We start from the raw sequence: 22895 nt of genomic DNA on the forward strand, positions 1-22895 counted from the left end.
TCGTAGCGACAATGCGCGCTATGTGCGCTCTGTTGCTACGAATTCCGGTGTCAGGCAGATGTTTCCGGCTCTACCCAGCGTCCCGTCCAGGTCGGGCTGCTCGAAAGTGACCTCGGCGAAGCGTCCCTGAACCGAGAGCGTCGCGATGGTGTTGCCGAACAGCGGGCCGAGGGTGTTTCGCCAGGCGACGGGCAGTTCAGGCGAGCCCCCACGACGCGCCCAACGCCGGACGACGGCGGCGAGCCGATTCGACCACCCCAGCCGGAACACCACCTTGATGTACGGCGGGATCGCGTTGTGCACCGGCGAACACACGAGCTGGTGAACGTCGGCGCTCGTCGTGTCCGGGAAGGCCGCACGCGCGGCATAGCTGTGGTGGACGTCGCCGGACAGCACGCTGACCGTCGCGGGCCCGGGGTCGCGCGCCGCAACCTGCCGGATCATCTCACTGAGCCGGACGAAGGAATCGAAGAAGGCCGGCCAGTGCTCGAGGTCGGCACCCTGCCGGATCTTCTCGGCCAGCTGTCCACGACGCCCCGGCCGCCGGGCGCCGATCTCATTGACGGTTTCTGCATCACCGATGACCGGCGGGAGCAACCACGGCAGTGATGAGCCGAGGACCAGGTGGTCGAGTCGCTCGATGTCGTCGTCGACCTGGCTCTCTACCCAATCGAATTCGTTGTCACTCACCATCTTTCGTGTTCCTTCGGACAGGATGCGACCGTTGCGGGAGTCGATCATGACCAGCCTGGTGTTGCCCAGGTTCCACCGGAAACTGAACCGGACACCCTTGGTTCCGTCGGTTTCCCGGTCGGCGCGATCCGCGACCTCGACCAGGTGGGGCCAGCAGTCACCGTCGATCTCGCGGACGCGGCGGTAGTCCTCGGACTCGGCGAGTTCAGCGGGGGAGAGGTTGCCGAGGTGCTGATACACCCAGTACGACGCGAGGCCGGCGCGGATCCGGTCCTGCCACCACGGCTTCTCACTCATCTGCCGGCGCCAGGTGTCCGAGGTGTTCCAGTCATCACGGATGTCGTGATCGTCGAAGATCATGGCCGTCGGCACGGTCGAGAGGATCCATCGGATCTCGGGGTCTCCCCAGGTGTGCCGATACAGTCCCTCGTACTCCTCGAAGTCGACGACCTCGTCGGACGGTCCGGCGGTCGAGGCCCGGCTCGACTCCAGCGACTCCTTCACCTGCGGAGTCAGCTCGTCCGCGTACACCTGATCGCCGAGCAAAATGAGGGTGTCCGGCCACTCCTCCACCGGGAGGTGGCGCATCCGGACCGCGTAGCAGTCCAATGCGTCGAGTCCGAGCTTCTCGTCGAGCTTGGGGTCCTCGGCCCGCGGATACCGGCAGGACCCGAAGACGAACCGGTGCCGGTCCGCGGTGTCCGGTCCCCGGGTCCGGATGATGCTGGGCGGGAACTCGGTGTCCGGGAGGGGCCACTCGAGGGCGCCGTTGACGCGGACCTGATACTCGCAGACCGTGTCGGGCACCAAGCCGCTGACCTCGACCAGCGCGTAGTGGTGACCGGACACCTCGAACGTCCGGGTCGCACAGCCGAGGACTTCGACCTCGCCGGGTTCGTCGGTCTGCACCCAGATCAGCGCGGAGGTTTCGTCGACGTGCCGGAGGATCGGACCCAGAACCAAAGCCATTCGATCAGAGTAGGCCGTGGCGCGGCGTCGCGCGGCCACGTCGATCGTGAGCGATGAGTTCGCCGGGTCGTGCCGGTCTGCACTCCTGTCGCCCTCACCGCAGCGGTGACGTCTCGTGCCGGGACACCGGTGCACCGGAGTATCGATGGAGGAGCACCCAATGGTGATCGTTGCCGGCAGTCTGCGAGTGGACCCGGACCAGCGCGCGGCGTACATCGCCGGGTGCGACGAGGTGGTCGGTGCCGCCCGTCGGGCACCGGGGTGTCTCGATTTCGCGATCTCCGCGGACTCGATGGACCCCGGCCGGATCAACATCTTCGAGCGCTGGGACTCGCAGTCGGCGGTCGAGGCTTTCCGTGGCGACGGGGTCGGCGATGACCAGTCACGGGCGATCCGGTCGGCGTCCGTTGCCGAGTACGACGTCGCCGACGTGCGGATACTGGCGGGCCCTCCGGATTGATGAGCACACAACCCGCGGCGACATCGGTCGTCGTAGGCTGTGTGCGCACTTCCAGAGGGGATCATGACCGGAATGCCCGACATCCAACAGACTCTCGCCGACGTCCTCGGCGAGCTCCGCAGTCTCGACGACCCACGGGTCCGAGCGGTCAACGAGAAGCACGGCGACGACCACGGGGTCAATCTCACGAAGCTCAGGGCGATCGCGAAACGACTGCGAACGCAGCCCGAACTGTCCGCGGAGCTGTGGGCGACGGGCGACACCGCGCCGCGCCTGCTCGCACTGTTGATCTGTCGCCCGCGGGCGTTCGACGCCGCGGACCTCGACACGATGATCCGCGAGGCCGACCGGCCGAAGGTCCATGATTGGCTCGTCAACTACGTCGTCAAGAAGAGTCCGCATGCCGAGGAGTTGCGGAGGTCGTGGATGGCCGACGCCGAGCCCGGTGTCGGCGCGGCGGGATGGGCCCTGACCGCTGATCGAGTGGTCAAGAAGCCCGGTGACCTCGACATGGCCGGGTTGCTCGACACCATCGAGTCCGACATGGGGAACGCACCGCCACGCCTGCAGTGGGCGATGAACACATGCCTGGCGGCCATCGGCATCGAGAATCCCGACTTCCGTTCCCGTGCAATCGACATCGGTGAGCGGTTGCGAGTGCTGGAGGATTACCCGACCTCCCCGGGCTGTACTTCGCCGTATGCGCCGGTCTGGATCGCCGAGATGGTACGGCGTCGATCGTCCTGACCTGAGCGGCTGCTCGTTGCCCCGTCGCTCAGGCGTCGGATCCCGACACGCCCGGATGTGAGTTCCGTGCGGTGGTGTCGCGTCGCTCGACCGCGGTGGCGATGTCCTCGATCAGTTCTCGGATCATGGTGCCGTACGGCCCCTTCGGAAGGTCGCCGGCCGCTTGCCGCGCCGCATCGAGATGCCGCCGCGCGGCGTCGAACGATCCGAGCCGTCGATGGTCGTCAGCGAGATTGAGATGCAGGGAAGGATAGAAGCCCGCCACCGAGAGGTCGGCGTGGTGAGCCTGTGCGCGCCGATCCGACAGTGCGTCGGCGGCGTCGAGCGCGCGGACATCCCAGGTGAGCGACTCCGCGGGCTCGCTGTACAGGTCGGCGAGATGATGCGCGAGCGTGCAGCGGTGAAGCGAGTCTCCCTCGACGCCGATCGTCTCCCACAGAGCGAGGAGCCTGTCACGGGCCAGGGCTGTCTCGCCGCTGCGTCCGAGGGTCACCGCCTGGCTGAGTGCGTGCATCGTTGGGTCCGTGCCGACGTCGATCAAATCAACCAAATCCTCTGCTGCTCAGTCATTGTGGCGGCTGTGGGAAACCGGCATGACGACCGTGGTGAGGTCGCCGCCGTCTGCGGACCGAATCGTCATCGGGAGGTCCCGATTGCGGACGTCGATCATCATCTCGGCCCCGATCGACACATGGACCGCGGGGTAGAGCGTCGAGACCTCGAACCACAGTGCGATCGGGGGGCCGCAGGTCTCGGCTGGCACGACGGCGAGTTGTGCCGACGAGGCGTCGCTCAGTGTGAGGGCCGCCGACGTGAAGTCCAGTTGCACTCGGTCGGTTGCACAGCGCTCCAACGACTGCAACACCGCGGATTTCGCGACACTCGCACGCATGGTCACCGTGGGCAGGGCCTCGATCATCGCCTGGTGGGCGGGAAACGGCCCGTCGAGCACGCGGCACCATAGGTCGTCCCGGCCGTCGAGACAGAACCGAACTGCGCCGGCCGCGGCGTCGATGTCGACGACGCCGCCCCGTGCCAGGTCGGACAGACCATCACGGAGGTCGGCCGCACACAGCGTTCCCGACCACCGGGTGCCGCACGGTTCGACGGTCGGTAGCGACCGGGAAGAGAGCCGGTAGCGGTCTGTCGAGGTCAGGGTCACGGCCCCGTCTTCCAGCCGGAGCTCGACAGCGTCCAGGACAGGATGGGCCGCGTCACGGGCGGCCGCGGTGAGCACCTGGCCGAGCGCTGCTGCCAGGATCGGACCACGCACAGTGGCGAGCATGGTTGTCGACTCCGCGGCGATCGTCATCTTGATCGTCCTGGCCTCGCGCCGAACCCGATCCGCATCGGCAGCGACGGTCCGCACGTGTTCGTCGATCAGGCGGCCGGCGGTACCCGGCTCGGCGGCGAGGACCGTGCGGATGTCGGCAAGCGACATCCCGATCTCGCGGAGTCGCCGGAGTGCGATCGCGTGCCGCTCCTGCGACACGCTGTACTGGCGATATCCGGTCGACGCGTCCACGGCGGCCGGGGTGAGCAACCCCGAGTCGTCGTAGAACCGCAGTGCGGACGCGGTCAAGCCGGTGCGTTGCGCGAACGCGCCGATCGGGACGAGTTCGCTGACTTCGGGAACGGACGGCATATCGCAGATCATCCGGCTTCGACCTACCTGAAGGTCAAATGGAACCGTGTCGGCGTCCGTTCGAGTCAGATGAGACCGAGTGCGAGCATCGCATCGGCCACGCGAGTGAACGCCGCGATGTTGGCGCCGGTCGCGTAGTTGCCCGGTGCCCCGTATTCGTCTGCCGTGTGCAGGCAGTGGTCATGGATGGCCGTCATGATCTCCGACAATCGGTCCTCGGTGTGCGCGAACGTCCACGAATCCCGAGAAGCGTTCTGCTGCATCTCGAGTGCGCTCGTGGCGACGCCGCCCGCGTTCGCGGCCTTACCCGGGGCGAAGCCGACGCCGGCGTCGGCGAAGATGCGCACCGCCTCGGGAGTGCTGGGCATGTTCGCGCCCTCGGCGACGATGCGACATCCGTTCTTCGCCAGTTGAGTGGCGTCGACCCCGTTCAGTTCGTTCTGTGTTGCGCAGGGGATGGCGATGTCGGTGGGCACACTCCACATCGACCCGGTGTCGACGTGACGGGCGGACCCGCGGCGGGCGTCGGCGTAATCCGAGATACGGCCGCGTCGAACGTTTTTGATTTCCTTGAGCAGTTCGAGGTCGATACCGGCATCATCGACGACGTAACCCCCGGAGTCCGAGCACGCGATCACGCGACCGCCGAGTTGTTGCACCTTCTCGATGGCGTAGATCGCCACATTGCCCGAGCCCGAGACCACCACGGTCTTGCCGTCGAGATCATCACCGGCTGCGGCCAGCATCTCGCGGACGAAGAACACCACGCCGTACCCGGTCGCCTCGGTGCGGACCTGCGATCCACCCCAGGCAAGCCCCTTGCCGGTGAGCACGCCGGACTCGTAACGGTTGGTGATGCGCTTGTACTGGCCGAAGAGATAACCGATCTCGCGACCGCCGACGCCGGTGTCACCCGCGGGCACATCGGTGTACTCACCGATGTGGCGGTAGAGCTCGGTCATGAACGACTGGCAGAACCGCATGATCTCCGCGTCGGATCGTCCCTTGGGATCGAAGTCGGCGCCGCCTTTGCCGCCGCCGATCGGGAGCCCGGTCAGTGCGTTCTTGAAGATCTGCTCGAACCCGAGGAACTTGACGACCCCCAGGTAGACGCTGGGGTGAAAGCGCAACCCGCCCTTGTAGGGACCGAGTGCGGAATTGAACTCGACCCGGAACCCGCGGTTGATCTGCACCTGTCCCTGGTCGTCGACCCACGGCACTCGGAAGATGATCTGGCGCTCGGGCTCCGTCAGTCTCTTGATGATCCCGGCGTCCGCGTAGTGGGGGTGTTTCGCCAAGACCGGACCAAGACTGTCGAAGACCTCCCGGACGGCCTGGTGGAACTCGGCCTCCCCGGGGTTTCGAGCAACAACCTGCGCGTACAGATCGCTGATCTTCTCGTCGAGCACGATGGCGACCACTTCCTTTCCCGTAGGTGTGGGACGGCGACCTGCCCAGATGGGCACGCCGCCATCCGCACCCTATCGAGTGACAGGAATTCGACCGCAAACCGGTCCGTCGGACGACGACCGCGGTGTGTCCGCAGTGAGGTGGTCGGACCCGCTCACCCTGCGGAGCAGTTCGGTCGGGCACCGCGATGCGCGGATCACGCGCGGGCGAGAACAGGTCGTCGCACCTGGAGCGACGGATGTCGGGTCACGATCTCATGCCTGGACGTCGGATCGGCACCAGTGGCGAGCGTCAGGATCCAAGGCACCGACTCGGTGTCGTCGGACACCCACGGATCCAGTTCGAGGTGGGCCAGGATGTCGCGTGACAGGCTCTCGAGTCTCGCGACGGTCAGTCGTCTGGACGAGTCCGCGAAACCGAAGCGCACATCCCGACCCTCCGGTACTCCGAACACGTCCACGTCGTTCTCGCGGTGGCGTTGCCGTCGGAGCAGCAACGAGTCCGACTCCTCGACGACAACCGAACACCTGGCGGGGTGGCAAAAGGCGTCGTGCGCGCGAGTCGACGCTTGCTCGACGAATTCTCTGATCCGACCGGGGGAACCACACACGCGTATTCGGCACTCCATCACAACCGATTTCACGGCCACTCTGCCTGTCGCTGCTGTCGGCCATCTGCGACCGGTGCCATGGACTCGAGCCCGGGAGAAAATAGAAGCCATTCCGGCGGATTTCGCAGGCGCACAGTAGATGAAACGTACTGTGTGACAACGCATGGTGTCGGCATGTCAGCACCAGATCGGACGGGCTGGACTTCTGTCATTTCCGGGCTATGGTCACGAAGGAGAGCGGGATCTACCCGATGTAGACCACCACTGATTCGAGGAAAAATGGCGGAAAAGAATTCGAGCTCGAGAAACCGTCGGCAAGAACTCACGGAACGTCGTGAGCGAAAACGGGCACTCGAGGATGTCTCGTTGATTCGGAAGAGGAAAAGTGCGCGTTGACGCCGGCGCTCGCGTCAGCCCGCGCTACTCAGCGCCCGGGCGATCGTTGGCCAGGCTGGGTGCAGGCCCGATTCCGGTAACGCGTGGGGACCGGCACGACCAACGTGAAGACTTCCACCGCGGCGCGGGCCGCAGCTGGGTGTTTGGGCCCACGGGACCCGGGTACCCGAAACCACCCGGGCTGTGAACAGTCGGGATTCACACGACAGAGGAAGGTAGGTGCTCTGGTGGGCACATATGTCACCGCGAATCCGACCACCGGTACGACCGATCGGGAATTTCCCGGACTGAAGGACGACGAGGTGGCCGGCGTGGCCGAACGGTCACTCGCGGCATACCAGGAGTGGCGAGCGACCGAGGCATCCGAACGGGCCGCAATCCTTTCCCGGACCGCTGACGAGTACGAGAAGCGAGCCGATCAGCTCGCGGCCGTCATCACGACCGAGATGGGCAAACCCGCCAAGGAGGCGGCGGGAGAGGTCCAGCTGGCCGCGGACATCTATCGCTGGTACGCCGAGCACGGACCGGATCTGCTCGAGACCGAGGCCCTCGACCCGCAGGGCGCGGACGCGTCGATCGTGCAGGTCGCGCCGATCGGACCACTGGTGGGCGTGATGCCGTGGAACTACCCCTACTACCAGGTCGCACGTTTCGTCGCGCCGAACCTGTTGGCCGGCAACACAGTCATTCTCAAGCATGCGTCGATCTGCGCGGCGTCGTCCGCGTTGATGGCAGAGATCCTGCACGACGCGGGTGTCCCTGCCGACGCGTACATCAACGTGTACGCAAGCAGTGATCAGATCGCAGACCTGCTCGCGCACAACGCGATACGAGGTGTATCGCTCACCGGGAGTGAGAAGGCGGGTGCAGCCGTGGCGAAGGTTGCGGCGGAGAACCTGAAGAAGTCCGTGCTCGAGCTCGGCGGTTCGGACCCGTTCATCCTGCTCGACTCCGCCGACATGGAACGCACGACGAAGATCGCGGCGGGCGCACGGCTGTCGAACGCGGGCCAGGCATGCAACTCGCCGAAACGGTTCATCGTTCTCGACGAGCTGTACGACGACTTCGTCGACGGTGTGGTCAAGCAGTTCGAGTCGACCGTGGTCGGTGATCCGTCCGACGATTCCACTCAGATGGGTCCGCTGTCGTCCCTGTCGGCGCGCGACACGGTGGCCGAACAGGTCGAGACCGCGGTGAAACAGGGCGCCACACTGCGGACGGGTGGGAAGCCGCTGGAGCGCGACGGAGCCTTCTTCGAACCCACCGTGCTGACCGACATCACCCCGGGCATGGACGCCTACTCCGAGGAGATCTTCGGGCCCGTCGCGATGGTCTACAAGGTGTCCTCCCCGGAGGACGCCGTGGCGCTCGCCAACGATGTCGAGTTCGGATTGAGCGGATCGGTGTGGAGCGGTGACATCGGCAAGGCCGAGGAGGTCGCCGATCAGCTGGAAGTCGGCATGGCGTACGTCAACGAACACGGCACCACGCTGCCCGGCCTTCCGTTCGGTGGGGTGAAACGGTCCGGCTACGGTCGCGAACTCGGGCGTTGGGGCATGGGCGAGTTCGTCAACACCAAGCTGCGTCGCACCGCCTCCGAGTAGCCGAACGATCGGCGATGGCCGGACGGGCCGATGCGGAAAGCGTCGGCCCGTCCCGTTGTCCGGCTCGTGATCCGACGGCCGGCCGTCCGACGTGTCAGCCGTTGGTCTGACGCGCCCGGTCGACCGCGACGGCCACCCCGTGATGCCACGGCACCCCGTGCCCGGGAAGCAGAGACTTCGCGTCCGTCGCTGCCAGCGCGTCGAGCGACGCCCGATTGCGATCGAGGTCGGCGGTTGCGGAGCCGGCGATCATGCGCGGGCCGGTCGCCGCGGTGTACGGATCGAGGGTGACGAGCGCGTCGCCGGCGATGACCGCGTCGCGTAACGGAAAGTGCAGCGACACATGGCCGTAGGTGTGACCGGGAGTCGGCACCACCTGCGCGCCACCGGGGAGCAGGGCATCATCGCCGAAAGGCGTCACATCCAGGTGATCGACGCCGCGCACCGTGAACGCACCGGCCGCCGCCATGCGTCCGAGCAGGCGTAGCGAACGCGGATGACGAAGGGGCACTCCGAATCTGGTCGCGTTCTGATGCGCGTAGCGGTAGGGATGGGACGCCAGCCACGCATCGTCGCGATGGACGTGGACCGGGAGCCGCCACTCGCGCGCCAGGCGGCGCGCGGTGCCGACGTGATCGAAATGACCGTGCGTGATGATCAGGTCGGACACGGCATCGGTGTCACGGCCGAGTTCCCGGATGGCCTTGACGAGGGGTTCGTACGAACGGGGGAGTCCACAGTCGACGAGGATCAGCCGATCCTGGTCCTCGATCAGGTACTGATTCGTGTAGGCGTACTCGAGCCAGTGGATGCCGGGGACGACGTCGCGATGGAAGGTCATGTCGAGACGCGTACCCGGTGGTCGTGGCAGCAAACCGGGACGACCGTCGAAGTTTGGACAAGACCGGGGGTTTCTGTAATCACCCCGGCCTCTGGCTCGACATGCGGGTTACAGCACCGCAGGAGCGTGACTGCGACAGTAACAGGAACACCCCGGTGAACGCGAATCACCGATCGCCGACCTGATGTCAATCGTCGGCGAAGACCTGCCAGCACAGGTCATTACGGGCACGTTGGTCGTCGAGCACCAACTCGCGTACCCGATCAGGGAGATGTACTCGCTGCCAACCGCATTCGCGTCTGCCCGCGTCGACCCCGTGTGCGGACCGGACCGCCTTGATCGCGTACGCCGCGGCACCGAGGTCGTGCGATGCGACGTGCGCGGTCACCGCCGCTTGCCCGGCGGCGTAGGCGGCGAACCGCGGTGCGCCACGTAGATCGCGGGCGGCACCCATGGCGTGTCCGCCGGCGGCGCGCGACTCCATCATCGCCAGCTCGCCCCGGGTCCACGCGCGGACCGCTGCGATGGCTTTCCTCGGACGCGCGTCGTCGGGACGTGCCGACTCGAACAAGGGCAGAACGTGCTCGGCACACCGTGCCGCCCAGAGCGCCAGCAAGTGGTGATCGGTGTCGGTGAGCGTCCCGCCACGACGGATGGTGACCAGGCGGGGGTCGAACACTGTGGGGAGGATCATCGCGACCTCTCTGCCTGCACGGACTCAGCGGCGGCGCCGGGCGATTCGCACCTCGACGTCCTCGGGCGTGAGAACCTCGGTGGGTTCGGCGACGACGCCCACGCGTACGGGCGCCTGCGCCCGGTCGGTGACGGTGAGCGGCGGGCCGTCGGGCTGCAGATGGTCGTTGCCCCACTGCATCAACGACATCACCACGGGAAACAGATCGCGGCCCATGTCGGTGAGCTGATACTCGAACCGTTCGCGCTGCCCGTCTTCGCGGTAGGGGACCTTGGTGAAGATCCCGGCCTCGGTGAGTTCGCGCAGGCGGACCGACGCGACCGCGTCGCTGATTTTGACCCGCCGGCTGAACTGATCGAACCTGGTGGCGCCGTAGAAGGCCTCCCGCAGGATGAGGATCGCCGACCGGGTGCCCACCAGGTCGATCGCCTTCGCGATCGAGCAGTCGCTCGCCTCCCAGCTGTCGCGTTCGGCCAGCGGGCCCTTCAGGTGCATCATGCCCCCAGCCTACCCTGACTTGACAAGACCATAGCCAGAGCGTAGACCTGACTTTGGCAGACAAAAGTCAGCCTTCATCCGGATCGGGTTGCGTTCCGATCCGCACACTGACGGAGGATCAGTCATGAGATCTGCGGTCATCGTCGACGCTGTTCGCACACCCATCGGTAAGGGCAAGCCCACCGGCGCCCTCCATGACGTTCATCCCGTCGACCTCCTCGCGCACAGCCTCCGAGCAGTCGTGGACCGTTCGGGTGTCGATCCCGAACTCGTCGACGACGTGATCACCGGTGTCGTCAGTCAGGTGGGGGAGCAGAGTTTCAACATCGCGCGGCGCGCGCTCCTGGCCGCCGGCTACCCCGAATCCGTGCCGGGGGTCTCCGTCGACCGCCAATGCGGAAGCGGGCAACAGGCCATCGCGTTCGCCGCGCAGGGCATCATCGCGGGCACGTACGACATCGCGGTCGCCGCGGGTGTCGAATCGATGTCCCGTATCCCGATGGGCTCGGCCGTTGCCGGTACCGCCGATCTCAACGGACGGGCGTTCGGCGAACGATACCCGCAGGGCCTCGTGGGTCAGGGGATCTCGGCGGAACTGATCGCCGCCCGCTGGGACATCTCGCGACGCGAGATCGACGAATTCTCGTTGCGGTCACACGATCTCGCCGCCACCGCCACCAAAAACGGACTCTTCGACGACGAACTCGCGCCCATCGCGGGGCTGACGTCGGACGAGGGAATTCGTCTCGGGGGCAGCCTTGACGACCTCGCCCGACTGCGACCGGCGTACTACGACGAGGTGATCGCGCGTCGTTTCCCCGAGATCGACTGGCGGATCACCGCGGCGAGTGCGAGTCAGATCAGCGACGGGTCGTCGGCGGTGCTGCTGATGAGCGAGGAGAAGGCCGTCGAACTCGGCTTGCGTCCGCGCGCACGGGTGCACACCATCGCCGTCGCCGGCGACGACCCACTCCTGATGCTCACCGGCATCATCCCGGCAACGCGGAAGGCATTGTCACGCAGTGGATTGCGAGTCGAGGACATCGACCTGTTCGAGGTGAACGAGGCGTTCGCGCCGGTTGTTCTCGCGTGGTCCCGGGAGTTCGGGGTGGACGTGGATCGAGTCAACGTCAACGGCGGCGCCATCGCGCTAGGACATCCGCTGGGTGCCAGCGGTGCCCGCCTCGCGACCACAGGACTCAACGCGCTGGAACAGCGCGGCGGTCGTTACCTCCTGCAAACGATGTGCGAGGCAGGCGGATTGGCCAACGCGACGATCTACGAGCGACTCGGCTGAGCCGTCGGCGGTCCCGGGCGGACGTGCTCGTCGTCCATTCGGAGTATCTCGGTCGCACACGTTGCGTCCGCCCGGTACCGTGATTGCGCATACCCGCTGTTCGGAGCGGGGCCGATGACTGTGGGGACCTCATGAACCCAACCGACCCGAATGCAGCAGCGCTTGTCGCGACGCGGGAGGCCACCGTTCTGGCGCATCTCGAGGCCGAGAATCGGCACGACGTCGGTGCCACGCTGGCGACGTTCAAAGACGGCGCGGCACGTACCGAGTTGCCCGGTGAGATCGCCGATGGCCACGACGCGGTGTCGGCCTCGTATCACGAACTGTTCACCGCATTGCCGGACATGCATTTCGATGTCGACCCCGAGACGCTGTGCCATCACGACGATCGAGTCATCTGTGAGACGCGAGTTCGCGGAACACATCTGGGCCCATACCGCGGACTCGCCCCGACGGGTCGGTCTCTCGACCTGCCCATCGTCGCGGTGTTCACCTTCGCGGGCTCAGATCTGGTTGCGGAGCGCGCCTACTTCGACCGTCTGGAAATGTTCATGCAGCTCGGGGTCGCGCGGGATCCGAACACCCTCGCCGGCCGGATCGCCACGCTGCTCAACCACCCGATCACGGTCATCGGCGCTGCTGTCCGTCGTCGAACATCCCGGTCCGCCGCGTCGGTCTGACGCCGCTGAGGATCACACGCCCAGTCGGCGCCTGACCACATCGATGTCGAAAGACGTCGGGTCGAAGACCGAACCAGGTGTCAGACCCGCCCACTCGCGTAGTTCCAAGTGGCGCGGGTGCGTCTGATCGTTGACGGCCTCGATGAAGTCCACCCATCCGGGCACTCCGCCCACATCCTCGAACGGGGCGGTTCCGCCGCCGGCGACGATCGCCACCGGCGGTTCGCCGTCATTCATCGGGGTGAATGCCTCGACGACAATGCTCACTTCCCAGCCGTCCCCGAAGTCGTACTCGTAGGACAGCACGTCGCCGGGCTCGTCGACCAGCTCACCCAGGGTCGAGTCGAAGACAGACTCCGTGTACCTGCCGGCCCGTGCGGTGCCCATCGCTTCGTCTGACAGATACCGGTGCTCGTGGTCGACGCATGGCGTCGTGAACGCGTAGAGATGCGCATCGTTCCAGCCGAAAGCAACTTGGAGCACGTCGTGTAGTTCGTTCAACGGAACCAGGGAGAACACGCGAATCCGTCGCCAAACTCTGGGACGGACGCCGGCGAGTTCGAGCCGCAACGTGATCATGGTCGCCGCGCGTCCGAACTCCGGAGTGAATGCGTCGGGAACTCCGTCCCACACCGCGGGACGTAAACCTTCGGGAACGACGTAATCCCCGTCACGATCGATGACGAGCCACCCGTCCTCGATGATGTGTTGGATGCGAGACAGGGCCTTGGTCGTCGTCGGTGACTGTAGGTCGCCATCGTACGGCGAGGCGAAGCGATCGGCGGCGAACGGCATGATGGTCAGGCCGTGATACACGACGCGAGCGACGATTCTGTCGACCAACTGTGCCATGGCACCAGATTCGGAGGTCAACGCCCTGCCGACGGCCGCAGCCAGCGTGCTGCGTCGCGTCGTCAACGCCTCTGGTCCACGCCAGGACGCGGCCGCCGGGCCCGGGTAGACATGGGATGGCGTGATCACGATCAATTGAACATCCCGGGCGAGTTCCCAGGTCTCGGCAAGAATGCGGTGATGTTTCATCGCCTTGAGTGCGACAGTCGGTTGCTCGATCTGAAGGGCTTGCAGTAGGTCCGGAAGCAGTGCTGGCTTGAGCCACCCACTTGGCGTCACCGGCCGCTTGTAGCCGATCCAGTCCATCAACACATCGAGTCGGTGCAGAATGCTCACGCTGGACAGAGCGTCGTGCTCGTCGGAGGTCTGGATTCCGGTGACGTCGACCTGCAGCCCTCCGAGTGAGTCCAGCAGGTAGCGTTCGCAGGCCCCCATCACGATGTCCGCGCTGATTGTTCCTGCCCACCGGGACGTCTTGGAGAGAAAATCGACAAACATCCGCAGCGCGAAGACCGCAATGCTTGCCGGAAAGGCGTCGTCCTCTTCCTCTTCCATGTACTCGGCGAAGTCGATTGCCGCATCGACCTCCTCGAGCGACCATTCGGTGGGCCGATGGTCTGGCAATGCGTAGCCGACGGCAAAGTCCAGCGCTCTGACGGCGTCGACGATGGCTGCCTGCTTGTCCGGATCGTCTTCGAATTCCGCGCTGGGCAGCCAACGTTCGAACTCGCGTATCAGCATGTCGATCTCCGAGGTGTCGCGACCGCGAATCGGGATCACATTGCTGCTTCGGCGCGCGGCCCGCTTCTTCGTCTTCTCGGTTCGCTTGGCGCCGCGGGACTGCTTGTTCTTCCGGCTCATCGGACTCGATCCTAGGCGCTGGCGCGACCGACAGCCAGATTGATTTCGGGTCCCGATAGCACGTCGAACGGTCCCGGCTCCTGAGGTGCCGGGACCGTTCGATTCAGAGATTCCAGAGGTCTTCAGCGCTCACGCGGTCCGTGCTCGACCAGTTCCCTCTCTTCCGGCACGTCCTCCTTCTTTGCCAGCGCGCTGGGCCACCACACGGGACGGCCGATGTCGTAGACGAGCGCCGGGACGAGCAGGGTCCGGACGATCAACGCGTCGAGGAGGACGCCGAAGGCGACGATGAACGCAATCTGCGCCAAGAAGATCAGCGGGATGACCGCCAGGGCGGAGAACGTCGCCGCGAGGACCACGCCGGCCGAGGTGATGACTCCGCCGGTGACCGTGAGCCCACGGAGAACACCTCGGCGCGTACCGATCTGCAGTGCTTCCTCGCGGACGCGGGTCATCAGGAAGATGTTGTAGTCGATGCCCAGCGCGACCAGGAAGACGAACGCGAACAGCGGCACGACCGGGTCGGCGCCGGGGAATCCGAGGATGTGGTTGAACACGATCGACGAAATCCCCAGGGTGGCCGCGAAACTCAGGATGACGGTGGCCATCAGGAGGATCGGGGCGACGATCGCCCGGAGCAGCGCGCACAGGATGAGCAGCACAACGATGCTGACGATCGGGATGATCAGGTTCCGGTCGTGGATGGCCGTCGTCTTGGTGTCGAGGTCGACCGCGGTCGGACCGCCGACGAGCGCGTCGGCGCCGTTGACGTTCCCCACCGCGTCGCGAAGACGTTCGATGGTCTCCTCGGCGGCCAGGGAATCGGCCGGATCGGTCAGGGTCGCCTGCAGAGCGACTCGTCCGTCGACGGTCTTGGGGGCGCCACCCGGATCGGTGACCGGGACGACCTCGGCGACGCCGTCGACATCCGCCGCCGTGTTCTGCACCTGCTGCAGCGATGCGGCGTCGGCGATGATGACCGCGGGTGAACCGTCCCCGGCGTCGAAGTGGGCGGTGAGGACTTCTTGGCCCTCCTGCGACTCCACCGCTACGAGAAAGGTGTCGGACTGCGCGACGCCGTCGGCCCTGAACTGGGGGAGGAACAACGCGAAGAGCACGAGGAGCAATGTCGTTGCCACCCAGAAGCGGCGGGGGTGCCGTCCGATCCGGTTCGCCAGGGCGCCCCAGAAGCGATGATTGCTGCTGTCCTCACGCTGCGCCGACGCCGGGTCGACGACCGGTCGCTTCGGCCAGAAGGCACTGCGTCCGAGCAGGGTCAGCGCCGCGGGGAGGAATGTCATCGACGCCAGGAACGATGCCGCGATACCGATCGCGGCAACGGGGCCGAGACCGCGGTTGGAGTTCAGATCCGACAGCAGGAGGCACAGCACACCGGCGATGACCGTGCCGGCGGAGGCGGCGACCGGTTCGAGGGTCGCGCGCCACGCGGCCCGCATGGCGTCGTACTTGTCGGCGGTGAGTCGCAGTTCTTCTCGATAGCGGGACACCAGGAGCAGGGCGTAGTCCGTCGCCGCTCCGAACACGAGGATGAAGAGGATGCCCTGGCTCTGGCCGTTGAGGGTGAGCACGTCGTTCGACGCGAGGGCGTAGACCAGCAGGCTGGCGAGCCCCAGCGCGAAGACGGCGGACACGATCACGACGAACGGAAGGATAGGACTGCGGTACACCACGATGAGGATCAGGATGACGACCGCGCCGGCAACCAGTAGCAGCAGGCCGTCGATCCCGCCGAACGCCTCGGTGAGGTCGCCCGCGATGCCTGCGGGTCCGGTCACGTACACCGACAGTCCCTCGGGCGGGCCGTTCGCGAGTTCCGCACGCAGGGCCTCGATGCTCTCCGAGATCTCGCCGGAGGAATCGACGGGCACGATCATCTGAATGGCCTGACCGTCCTGTGAGCGGATCGGCGGAGACGTTCGCTCGGAGATCCCGTCCGTGCCGGCGACCTTGCCGACCGCCTCGGACACGAATGCAAGGTCGGCGTCGGTGATGCCGCTCGTACGTTCGGCCACCACGACGGCCGGGATCTCGGAGGAGTCCACGAAGTCGGCTTCCAGGCGGGAGACCTCGGTGGCCTCCGCGGACGCGGGCAGGAACGACGTGTTGTCGTTCGCCTGTACGTCGCCGAGTTTGCCGGCGAACGGTCCGCCGACAGAACCCAGGGCCAGCCATCCGATGACCAAGAGGGCTGGCAGAATCCATCGCATGCGACTGACTCGTCCAGCAGAGGTGGGTGGGTTCACGGGCTTCCGTTCGTCGGTTGCGGGTGGAGTGCGTGAGCACCATGATGTTCAGCAGGCTGAACAATTGCAAGTCTGCGGGGTGTGACGAAGAGAATCGGCAGGACAAGGTGGACGACGGGAACGACGGGATGCACGGGTGGCCGACCGGTCGGCTGCTGTCGGTGGCGGCACGGCTCGTCGAGCACGCCTGGGAGGCGGTACTGCGGGAGTACGACATCTCGAGCGCCGGACTCGTCGTCCTCCATGTGGTGAGCACGGGACCGGCCACCCAGCGCGAGATCGCCAAGAAGGCCAGGGTGACCGATCAAACCGCGAGCCGCACCATCGAGCGACTGGAACGGATGGGTTACGTACGGCGTCAGGTCGATCCCGACGATGAGCGGCGAAAGCATGTGAGCGCGACTCCGGCCGGTGCCGAGGTCTACCGCGCATTGCTCGAACGGGAGCGAACCGACCCGGCGCTGATCGCGTCCATCGGCGCGTCGGAACCGGAACTCCGTCGATTGTTGCTCGAATTGATTCGCGTGCAACAGGATCGGAGCTCGGGGCCGTCATAGCGTCGGGTCGGTGCTCAACCCGCGTCCCGGGCCGCTTCGAGTCCGGCGACGAGCGCGTCGACCTTCGCCCGGTTCTCCGCCGACGTCATCAGCCCGACGAACGGCGGGCGCGAGAAGGTGAGGGTCACCTGGAGGAGCTGTTCGCGTTCGCCGCCGAACAGCTTCTTCCGTCGGTCGGTCTCGGTGACCTCCGCGGAGACGAACGATGCCGCCGGTAACCGGGTCTTGGACGTGCCGCCGCGGAGTTTCTCGAACCACTCGCCATCGAGCACGACCGTTTCATTCGACAGACCATGGATCTCGAGCACGTGCTACCCCTCGCCCTGTGGATTGTGTCGTGATCACGATATCCGCCGAGAACGGCGATGCCGGGGTTTGCGGCAGATCACAACACCGTTGCCCTTCGACGCCGCGCGCACTACTGTGCCGATCGTGCATACACCGACCTGCTGGGCCAACACTCGTTCGGCGACCCGTGGCTGAGGTGAGACTTCGGCAGGCCTACGACGCCGACACGGACCGCCTTGTGGCCGTGTGGCGTTCGGCGGTCGAGGCTACTCACCATTTCCTGACTCCCGCTGACATCGACGGCTTCGCGGATCGACTCGCACGTGACTTCTTTCCGGCGGTCGAGTTGGTCGTCGCGGAGGCCGACGGAGTGGTCGTCGGCTTCAGCGGAACCGCAGAGAATCGGCTCGAGATGCTGTTCGTCGATTCGGCCGCCCACGGGCGGGGCATCGGCACGGTGCTTCTCGATCACGCGGTCACGCACGGCGGCGTCGACGAACTCGACGTCAACGAACAGAACCCGGACGCTGTGGAGTTCTATCGGCGCAGGGGGTTCGAGCAGGTGGGCCGCTCGCCGGTGGATTCCGACGGCCGGCCGTTCCCGTTGCTGCACTTTCGGCGCGCCGGGGTCTCGTGAGACGTAGGGTCACGCCGCAGTGCCGCGGTGAATCGCGGGTGCAGAACTTGTTCACCGTCACCACTGCCATTCGAGGCCTCTAGAAGTCTCGCGTACGAGTGTCGGCTCACGTTCGGATGTGTCGAACTGCGACTGCTGCCCTACGCAGCTGATAACGCGCCGAAGACAAACGGGGACGGGAGAGTTCGAGTCCGGCATCGTCGGCGATGTGCTCGACCACCTGGTCGACACTGCGTTCGTCTGCTGGCACATGGCTTGCGAATCGGTCCTCGCCAAGCCGGGCGACGCACCTTTCAGTCTGTTTCATCGCCCAGGTCTCGTCGGCGCCGAGGATGGGGCCGAGACGGTGAGCAAGGCGGGCTCTGAGACGTCGATGGATCACTTCGACGGAAGCGGTCAGGGTGTAGTGCCTGACATCGACGCCATGCTCTCTGAGTCCACCGACGATCTCGTCGAAGTACTCAGCGTCGACGAGCGTCATGGGAACTATCACCGGGGAGCCGCTTGTTTGTTCGGCATCCACGAGGGTTTGGGTGACGCCCGTGCGCCACTGCGGTAGGTCCTGAAAATCGTCGCGCCGGGCGGGCGGCAGCATCTTGTGCATCGCGAATCCGAGGAGTTCGGGATCGGCCACGTGCGACGCAGTCAGCCGGCGGTGAAGCTCGTGTGCGGTCTGTGTCTTACCGACGCCGAAGGCGCCGTTGATCCAGATCAACATGACGTGAGGTTACCGACAGGTTGGCAGCGCCTCCGGTGAAGCGGTCAGGGGCGATGTCGGTCCGCCGGTCAGGATTTGTGCCTCCGGTCTTTCTTGGTCTGACGGCGCGCGCCGGCGGCGTTCCGGGCATTTGCTGCTTTCGCACTCCCGCGGCCGCCTTTGGCCTTGACTTTCTCAGCACCCGCACGGCGGTACAGGGTGACGTGCTTGTTTCGTGCGCGCCGGATTCGCGAGTGTAGATCGATCAGTCCGTCCTCGTCCAGGCCGGCCATCTGTGATTTCTTGGTCTCGCGGACGAGTACATATTCGCTTTCGGACAGGGAATTCAGGGTCTTTTTCATGCCGGTCCTCGCTCGTCATGCCGTCACGTTGCAGTCCTGATGTTAGGTGCCGGCGCGCGCTCGAACTTCGGTTCTGTCCGATTCGGGTCAGATGGGCCGGCTCAGGTGCCCGAGGGGGCCGGCGGCGAACCCATCGGCCGGTCGTAGGCTTTCTCGACCTCCGGACGAAGTCGTGCGTCCTCTCCGGCCTTGCGGGCGGCAGTCGTCCACATCTGGGTGACCATGGGCAGGTAATAGGTCGCCGGGGCGCCGAGAATGTAGGTGGCGTTGCCTTCGACGAACGTCTTGTTGGCCGGATCGTCGAGCCCGATCATGCTGTAGTCGTTGTGTACCGGGCGGCCTTCACCACGTCCGCCGACCGAATTCGACGCACTGTGGTTTCGTCGGGCGGCGTCGTTCATGAGATCGCGGTTGGGTGCATCGGCCCAGTAATCGTACTGTCGCGCAACTATCTTGACGGTGTATCGGGTGTCATCGGGAAAGTTGTTGCCGCCGTAGTCCGCGCGGCATCCTCCCTGGTTGGCGCAACCGTTGTATTTCGATTCGAGATCACCGGTCAGGACGAACGTCACTGTTGCAGGGTCGATGTCGCTGGTGGGACCGTAGGTGCGCAGCCAATCATCCTGTACCTGCGCGCCTTGACTGTGTCCGACGACGATCTTCCGCCCGGTGATCTCGTGCAGCATCTCGTTCAACTTGTCGCGTCCGCGGTGGGTGTTCGTCGCGCCGGGGAAGTTGTTGTACGGCACCTTCACGACTCGATTGGGTGGTGCGAACAACTCTCCGCGGAGCCAGTTCATCGGAAGCGACCGAAAGGCCGGGTCCAAAGTCAGGACCGTCGCGCCACCTGGGCCCGGTGCTGCAGCCGCGACTGTCGGTGCCCATTGCCCGATCCCGATTGCCACAAAGAGCACCAGGACAATTCGCAGATATTGCTTCATTCTTCGCCGCCTCAGAAGTCTGACGACTGTCTACCACATCGCAAATCTCACCGGGTAAATCCGAGGAAATGGGACGGCGGTCCGCCGATACAGTCTTCGCTGTTGTTCGTCGATCTGTATCGCGAATCGACCCTGAATCACACCGAATCGGGTGCGTAGAACTTCGCGGTGGCCGCGGCCGCGGCCTCGACCTGCGCGGGTTCACCTCCGGCCGCGAGGTGTGCCTCTCCCCAGGCCGCCGCGCTACGGCGGATGAACTCACGTCCCTCAGGAGACTTCTCGATTGCTGCGTGGTCAGCGGTTTCGCCATCGACGAGCAGCCGGGTCAGACCGAGGAGCAATAGATCCCAACCGACCCCGCCGGCTCCGGGTCCGTACGTCGGGAACAAGGGTTCTCCGACGAATGCTGCATGGATGAGCTCCAACTCGGTGTCCCCTGCCTGGCCGGGGGAGAGGCGCACCCGCACTTCACTGGTGCCAGGCCACTTGTCGGCGTCGGGACCGTAGAGCCAGGTCACCGTGAGGAGGTGCGGGGGATCGCAGACGAGTATCTCGCCGTGCTCGCCTCCGTCCAGCTCGAATTTCCCGCCGAGTCGAAGGTCACCGGTGACCGCCTTCAGCCATCGCCGCAGTCGCTCTGGGTTGGTGATCGCGTCCCAGACGTCGTCGACGTCCGCGTGATAGGTGCGCCGTAGCTCGATGGTGTACGCGTCCCCGGCGGGCAAGCTGCCCTCGCCCATTGCTCGTTGTGTGGCGGTGAGCTCGTCCAGAATGTCCTTCACGTCAGTCTCCTGTGGTTCTTGAATCGGTGTGTTCCGTACTTGCAATCGACTTCGCACTGCTGGGGTCTCGATCGTGCGGTTGCCGCTTCGCACGCCTGCCTCGGGCCAGTTCGGTCTCCAGGGCATCGAGGCGTTGATCCCAGAACCGGCGGAAGCCGGCCAGCCATTCGTCGACTTCACGCAATGGACCGGATTCGACGGCATAGAACCGGCGGGTCCCCTCCGAGCGCACCGATGCGAAACCGTTGTCGCGCAGAACACGCAGATGCTGCGAGACACCTGGCTGTGAGAGTCCGAACTCGAACCGGATCACCTCGGTGATCGCACCCGACGTCTGCTCGCCGTCGGAGAGGAGCTCGAGGATTCGCCGACGGACCGGGTCGCCGAGGATGTCGAAGGCGTGCACGGAGGAACAATACCGCATCGCACTTATATAAGTAGACAATTAAATACTGGGTGGTCGACCCACGAGTCGCCGCCACCCGAGCTTCCGCCAGAGGAATCGGAGCCGCCGTCGCCTGACCATCCGCCATCGAAACCGAACCAACTCGACGACGAGTCGGAGCCGCCCGCGCGACGACGCTGCGGCGGCCGGGCCCGACCCGGCTCGCGGCGCCTCGGGTTGACGCGTCCGGGATCATTGGCCACATGGAAACCAAATACGAGGCTTGGCCCGCACTACCGGTGGATTCGTGGGTCGACACAAGGGACACCGTGCAGTTGTGGAGCCAGATCGTCGGCAAGACACGTCTCGCTCTCGGACCCGAGGTCAACCACTGGTGGGGCGTACCGCTGTATGTGGACGCCCGCGGCCTGACCACGTCCCTGATGGCCGTCGGAGACCGCGGCCTCGAGATCCGCTTCGACTTTCTGGACCACCAGTTGCTCTTCCTCGTCACCGATGGCAGCACCCGTCAGATGAAGCTGGAACCGCGGACGGTTGCCGATTTCTACGCGGAGTACACCGCCCACCTCGCCGACCTCGGTTTCGACATCGCCATCGTCGGTACTCCCGTCGAACTGCCCGATGCGACCCCGTTCGCCGAGGACACCGCCCACTCGTCATACGACGCCGACGCCGTGTCTCGGTTCTGGCGGTCTCTCGTCAGTGCGCATCGCGTGCTGTCGGAATTCCGCGGCGGCTTCCGCGGCAAGTCGTCACCCGTCCACTTCTTCTGGGGCGCTTTCGATCTGGCCGTCACGCGGTTCTCGGGACGCAGTGCACCCCAGCATCCGGGTGGGGTGCCGAATTGCCCCGACTGGGTGATGCACGAGGCCTACAGCGACGAGGTGTCGAGCGCGGGCTACTGGCCGGGTGGTGCCGAGGAGGGGGCCTTCTACGCCTACGCCTACCCGCATCCGGAGGGGTACGACACGCATCCGGCGGTCGAGGCTCCGGCGAGATGGGATGCCGCACTGGGCGAGTACATCCTGCCGTATCACCTTGTGCGGCAGGCGCCGGACCCGGACGCGGTGGTGCTGAAGTTCCTCGAACAGACTCATCGTGCGGCGGCGGAGACGGCGGGCTGGGACTAGACGCGAGCCGACGGCGGACGTTTCCGACGTCCAGACGTCACCTCGTCGATGCGACTATGATCGAAGTCGTATCGACGAGGTCTGTTCGTCGTTCGTCCTGGCCGGTTGCGATCTCGGTCAGCGGCGCCGCTCGCCACCGAACCCCCCGTGCCTATCCGGCGAGCAGAGCGTCCAGCGCTTCGAACGCCGCACGCCGGCCGGCGGCCGCGTACTCGTACTGCTCGTCGGTGAGGTTGCCGCCGGTTTGGCTGAAACGGATCTCGGTGTCAGCGGCGACTGCCTTGAAGTCCGCGGTGAGGAGTTCACGTTCATCACCCGGCCCGTCGGTCAACGTCAGTACGAGTCTGTTCGGCCGTCGGACGTCGACGTACTCACCGCGCCAATTGAATTCGGGGATATCGTCCCCGACGATCATTGTTGCTGTCCAGGTGCCCCCGGGTCGGGCGTCGAGCGATACCGATTCGACGGGGACCTGGTTCGCGCTGCCGCCGAAGAATGCGGCGAACTGAGCCGGCGTCGTCCACGCGTCGAACACGGCGGCGGGAGAAGCGTTCAGTGTGTAGGTGAGGTTGCC

24 protein-coding genes and 1 pseudogene are annotated in these 22895 nt (G+C 65.6%); 8 read left to right on the forward strand and 17 right to left on the reverse strand.

Annotation, left to right across the window (positions count from 1 at the left end):
* Positions 1-18: 18 nt before the first annotated feature.
* Positions 19-1662 (reverse strand): alkaline phosphatase D family protein, encoded by a 1644-nt coding sequence (locus ACFVHY_RS15365; protein ID WP_390273280.1) that lies wholly within the window; start codon positions 1660-1662, stop codon positions 19-21.
* A 160-nt stretch (positions 1663-1822) separates the two neighbouring features.
* On the opposite strand from ACFVHY_RS15365, the gene ACFVHY_RS15370 reads away from it, so the two are divergent.
* Together ACFVHY_RS15370 and ACFVHY_RS15375 are read left to right on the forward strand one after the other, a co-directional pair.
* Positions 1823-2122: a putative quinol monooxygenase gene (locus tag ACFVHY_RS15370; RefSeq protein ID WP_390273283.1), complete on the forward strand. Its 300-nt coding sequence runs from the start codon at positions 1823-1825 to the stop codon at positions 2120-2122.
* A gap of 63 nt (positions 2123-2185) precedes the next feature.
* Positions 2186-2869 (forward strand): DNA alkylation repair protein, encoded by a 684-nt coding sequence (locus ACFVHY_RS15375; protein ID WP_390273286.1) that lies wholly within the window; start codon positions 2186-2188, stop codon positions 2867-2869.
* A 28-nt stretch (positions 2870-2897) separates the two neighbouring features.
* Here the strand turns inward: ACFVHY_RS15375 and ACFVHY_RS15380 are convergent, their stop codons facing one another.
* The 4 genes from ACFVHY_RS15380 to ACFVHY_RS15395 form a co-directional block, all read right to left on the reverse strand.
* Positions 2898-3383 (reverse strand): hypothetical protein, encoded by a 486-nt coding sequence (locus ACFVHY_RS15380; protein ID WP_390273288.1) that lies wholly within the window; start codon positions 3381-3383, stop codon positions 2898-2900.
* Positions 3384-3431: 48 nt separating this feature from the next.
* On the reverse strand, positions 3432-4514 hold the full coding sequence (locus tag ACFVHY_RS15385; protein ID WP_390273291.1) for a MerR family transcriptional regulator: 1083 nt from the start codon (positions 4512-4514) through the stop codon (positions 3432-3434).
* Positions 4515-4579: 65 nt separating this feature from the next.
* On the reverse strand, positions 4580-5935 hold the full coding sequence (gene gdhA, locus ACFVHY_RS15390; RefSeq protein ID WP_065631644.1) for an NADP-specific glutamate dehydrogenase: 1356 nt from the start codon (positions 5933-5935) through the stop codon (positions 4580-4582).
* Positions 5936-6120: 185 nt separating this feature from the next.
* Complete coding sequence (locus ACFVHY_RS15395; RefSeq protein WP_390273293.1) at positions 6121-6378, reverse strand: hypothetical protein; 258 nt, start codon at positions 6376-6378, stop codon at positions 6121-6123.
* Positions 6379-7157: 779 nt separating this feature from the next.
* Here ACFVHY_RS15395 and ACFVHY_RS15400 point away from each other — a divergent pair.
* Positions 7158-8534, forward strand: a complete 1377-nt coding sequence (locus ACFVHY_RS15400) for an NAD-dependent succinate-semialdehyde dehydrogenase (protein WP_390273295.1) — start codon at positions 7158-7160, stop codon at positions 8532-8534.
* A gap of 94 nt (positions 8535-8628) precedes the next feature.
* On the opposite strand, the gene ACFVHY_RS15405 is transcribed toward ACFVHY_RS15400, so the two are convergent.
* From ACFVHY_RS15405 to ACFVHY_RS15415, 3 genes are all read right to left on the reverse strand, one after another.
* Positions 8629-9375 carry an MBL fold metallo-hydrolase gene (locus ACFVHY_RS15405; protein WP_390273298.1) on the reverse strand — a complete coding sequence of 249 codons (747 nt, stop codon included), beginning with the start codon at positions 9373-9375 and terminating at the stop codon, positions 8629-8631.
* Positions 9376-9562: 187 nt separating this feature from the next.
* On the reverse strand, positions 9563-10069 hold the full coding sequence (locus ACFVHY_RS15410) for a putative immunity protein (RefSeq protein ID WP_390273301.1): 507 nt from the start codon (positions 10067-10069) through the stop codon (positions 9563-9565).
* Positions 10070-10093: 24 nt separating this feature from the next.
* Complete coding sequence (locus ACFVHY_RS15415; protein WP_390273304.1) at positions 10094-10567, reverse strand: winged helix-turn-helix transcriptional regulator; 474 nt, start codon at positions 10565-10567, stop codon at positions 10094-10096.
* Positions 10568-10691: 124 nt separating this feature from the next.
* Between ACFVHY_RS15415 and ACFVHY_RS15420 the strand changes: the two genes are divergently transcribed.
* Positions 10692-11864 (forward strand): acetyl-CoA C-acyltransferase, encoded by a 1173-nt coding sequence (locus ACFVHY_RS15420; RefSeq protein WP_390273306.1) that lies wholly within the window; start codon positions 10692-10694, stop codon positions 11862-11864.
* Positions 11865-11995: 131 nt separating this feature from the next.
* Positions 11996-12544 carry an ester cyclase gene (locus ACFVHY_RS15425; RefSeq protein ID WP_390273309.1) on the forward strand — a complete coding sequence of 183 codons (549 nt, stop codon included), beginning with the start codon at positions 11996-11998 and terminating at the stop codon, positions 12542-12544.
* A gap of 12 nt (positions 12545-12556) precedes the next feature.
* Here the strand turns inward: ACFVHY_RS15425 and ACFVHY_RS15430 are convergent, their stop codons facing one another.
* Entirely contained in the window at positions 12557-14257 is a 1701-nt protein-coding gene (locus tag ACFVHY_RS15430; RefSeq protein ID WP_390273310.1) for a plasmid pRiA4b ORF-3 family protein, read from the reverse strand.
* A 122-nt stretch (positions 14258-14379) separates the two neighbouring features.
* Positions 14380-16485 (reverse strand): MMPL family transporter, encoded by a 2106-nt coding sequence (locus tag ACFVHY_RS15435; RefSeq protein WP_390273312.1) that lies wholly within the window; start codon positions 16483-16485, stop codon positions 14380-14382.
* Positions 16486-16562: 77 nt separating this feature from the next.
* On the opposite strand from ACFVHY_RS15435, the gene ACFVHY_RS15440 reads away from it, so the two are divergent.
* On the forward strand, positions 16563-17078 hold the full coding sequence (locus ACFVHY_RS15440) for a MarR family winged helix-turn-helix transcriptional regulator (protein WP_390273567.1): 516 nt from the start codon (positions 16563-16565) through the stop codon (positions 17076-17078).
* Between the two features lie 14 nt (positions 17079-17092).
* Here ACFVHY_RS15440 and ACFVHY_RS15445 read toward each other — a convergent pair whose 3' ends face one another.
* Complete coding sequence (locus ACFVHY_RS15445; RefSeq protein ID WP_101822705.1) at positions 17093-17386, reverse strand: hypothetical protein; 294 nt, start codon at positions 17384-17386, stop codon at positions 17093-17095.
* Positions 17387-17553: 167 nt separating this feature from the next.
* On the opposite strand from ACFVHY_RS15445, the gene ACFVHY_RS15450 reads away from it, so the two are divergent.
* Complete coding sequence (locus ACFVHY_RS15450; RefSeq protein ID WP_390273314.1) at positions 17554-18003, forward strand: GNAT family N-acetyltransferase; 450 nt, start codon at positions 17554-17556, stop codon at positions 18001-18003.
* Positions 18004-18109: 106 nt separating this feature from the next.
* Here ACFVHY_RS15450 and ACFVHY_RS15455 read toward each other — a convergent pair whose 3' ends face one another.
* The 5 genes and pseudogenes from ACFVHY_RS15455 to ACFVHY_RS15475 form a co-directional block, all read right to left on the reverse strand.
* A complete protein-coding gene (locus ACFVHY_RS15455; RefSeq protein WP_390273316.1) occupies positions 18110-18721 on the reverse strand; it encodes an AAA family ATPase in 612 nt (203 codons plus the stop codon).
* Between the two features lie 116 nt (positions 18722-18837).
* A pseudogene (locus tag ACFVHY_RS15460) lies at positions 18838-19062 on the reverse strand (hypothetical protein); the annotation flags it as partial.
* A gap of 101 nt (positions 19063-19163) precedes the next feature.
* On the reverse strand, positions 19164-19862 hold the full coding sequence (locus tag ACFVHY_RS15465) for a PE-PPE domain-containing protein (RefSeq protein ID WP_390273319.1): 699 nt from the start codon (positions 19860-19862) through the stop codon (positions 19164-19166).
* 278 nt (positions 19863-20140) lie between these two features.
* The gene (locus ACFVHY_RS15470) at positions 20141-20785 is read right to left on the reverse strand and encodes an SRPBCC domain-containing protein (RefSeq protein WP_390273321.1); all 645 of its coding nucleotides are present in this window, start codon (positions 20783-20785) and stop codon (positions 20141-20143) included.
* A gap of 1 nt (position 20786) precedes the next feature.
* Complete coding sequence (locus tag ACFVHY_RS15475; protein WP_390273323.1) at positions 20787-21191, reverse strand: ArsR/SmtB family transcription factor; 405 nt, start codon at positions 21189-21191, stop codon at positions 20787-20789.
* Between the two features lie 242 nt (positions 21192-21433).
* Here ACFVHY_RS15475 and ACFVHY_RS15480 point away from each other — a divergent pair, with 242 nt between their 5' ends.
* Complete coding sequence (locus ACFVHY_RS15480) at positions 21434-22321, forward strand: DUF5996 family protein (protein WP_390273325.1); 888 nt, start codon at positions 21434-21436, stop codon at positions 22319-22321.
* Positions 22322-22472: 151 nt separating this feature from the next.
* Here the strand turns inward: ACFVHY_RS15480 and ACFVHY_RS15485 are convergent, their stop codons facing one another.
* A complete protein-coding gene (locus ACFVHY_RS15485; RefSeq protein WP_390273327.1) occupies positions 22473-22856 on the reverse strand; it encodes an SRPBCC domain-containing protein in 384 nt (127 codons plus the stop codon).
* Between the last annotated feature and the right edge of the window lie 39 nt (positions 22857-22895).

This window comes from Gordonia sp. NPDC127522, from assembly GCF_042672305.1.
GTDB classification, from domain to species: domain Bacteria; phylum Actinomycetota; class Actinomycetes; order Mycobacteriales; family Mycobacteriaceae; genus Gordonia; species Gordonia hongkongensis.

Coding starts and splice junctions, on each gene's coding strand:
- ACFVHY_RS15365 (WP_390273280.1), bottom strand. CDS start 1,662: ATGGCTTTGGTTCTGGGTCCGATCCTCCGGCACGTCGACGAAACCTCC.
- ACFVHY_RS15370 (WP_390273283.1), top strand. CDS start 1,823: ATGGTGATCGTTGCCGGCAGTCTGCGAGTGGACCCGGACCAGCGCGCG.
- ACFVHY_RS15375 (WP_390273286.1), top strand. CDS start 2,186: ATGACCGGAATGCCCGACATCCAACAGACTCTCGCCGACGTCCTCGGC.
- ACFVHY_RS15380 (WP_390273288.1), bottom strand. CDS start 3,383: ATGCACGCACTCAGCCAGGCGGTGACCCTCGGACGCAGCGGCGAGACA.
- ACFVHY_RS15385 (WP_390273291.1), bottom strand. CDS start 4,514: ATGCCGTCCGTTCCCGAAGTCAGCGAACTCGTCCCGATCGGCGCGTTC.
- ACFVHY_RS15405 (WP_390273298.1), bottom strand. CDS start 9,375: ATGACCTTCCATCGCGACGTCGTCCCCGGCATCCACTGGCTCGAGTAC.
- ACFVHY_RS15410 (WP_390273301.1), bottom strand. CDS start 10,069: ATGATCCTCCCCACAGTGTTCGACCCCCGCCTGGTCACCATCCGTCGT.
- ACFVHY_RS15415 (WP_390273304.1), bottom strand. CDS start 10,567: ATGATGCACCTGAAGGGCCCGCTGGCCGAACGCGACAGCTGGGAGGCG.
- ACFVHY_RS15420 (WP_390273306.1), top strand. CDS start 10,692: ATGAGATCTGCGGTCATCGTCGACGCTGTTCGCACACCCATCGGTAAG.
- ACFVHY_RS15425 (WP_390273309.1), top strand. CDS start 11,996: ATGAACCCAACCGACCCGAATGCAGCAGCGCTTGTCGCGACGCGGGAG.
- ACFVHY_RS15430 (WP_390273310.1), bottom strand. CDS start 14,257: ATGAGCCGGAAGAACAAGCAGTCCCGCGGCGCCAAGCGAACCGAGAAG.
- ACFVHY_RS15435 (WP_390273312.1), bottom strand. CDS start 16,485: ATGCGATGGATTCTGCCAGCCCTCTTGGTCATCGGATGGCTGGCCCTG.
- ACFVHY_RS15440 (WP_390273567.1), top strand. CDS start 16,563: ATGATGTTCAGCAGGCTGAACAATTGCAAGTCTGCGGGGTGTGACGAA.
- ACFVHY_RS15455 (WP_390273316.1), bottom strand. CDS start 18,721: ATGTTGATCTGGATCAACGGCGCCTTCGGCGTCGGTAAGACACAGACC.
- ACFVHY_RS15465 (WP_390273319.1), bottom strand. CDS start 19,862: ATGAACTGGCTCCGCGGAGAGTTGTTCGCACCACCCAATCGAGTCGTG.
- ACFVHY_RS15480 (WP_390273325.1), top strand. CDS start 21,434: ATGGAAACCAAATACGAGGCTTGGCCCGCACTACCGGTGGATTCGTGG.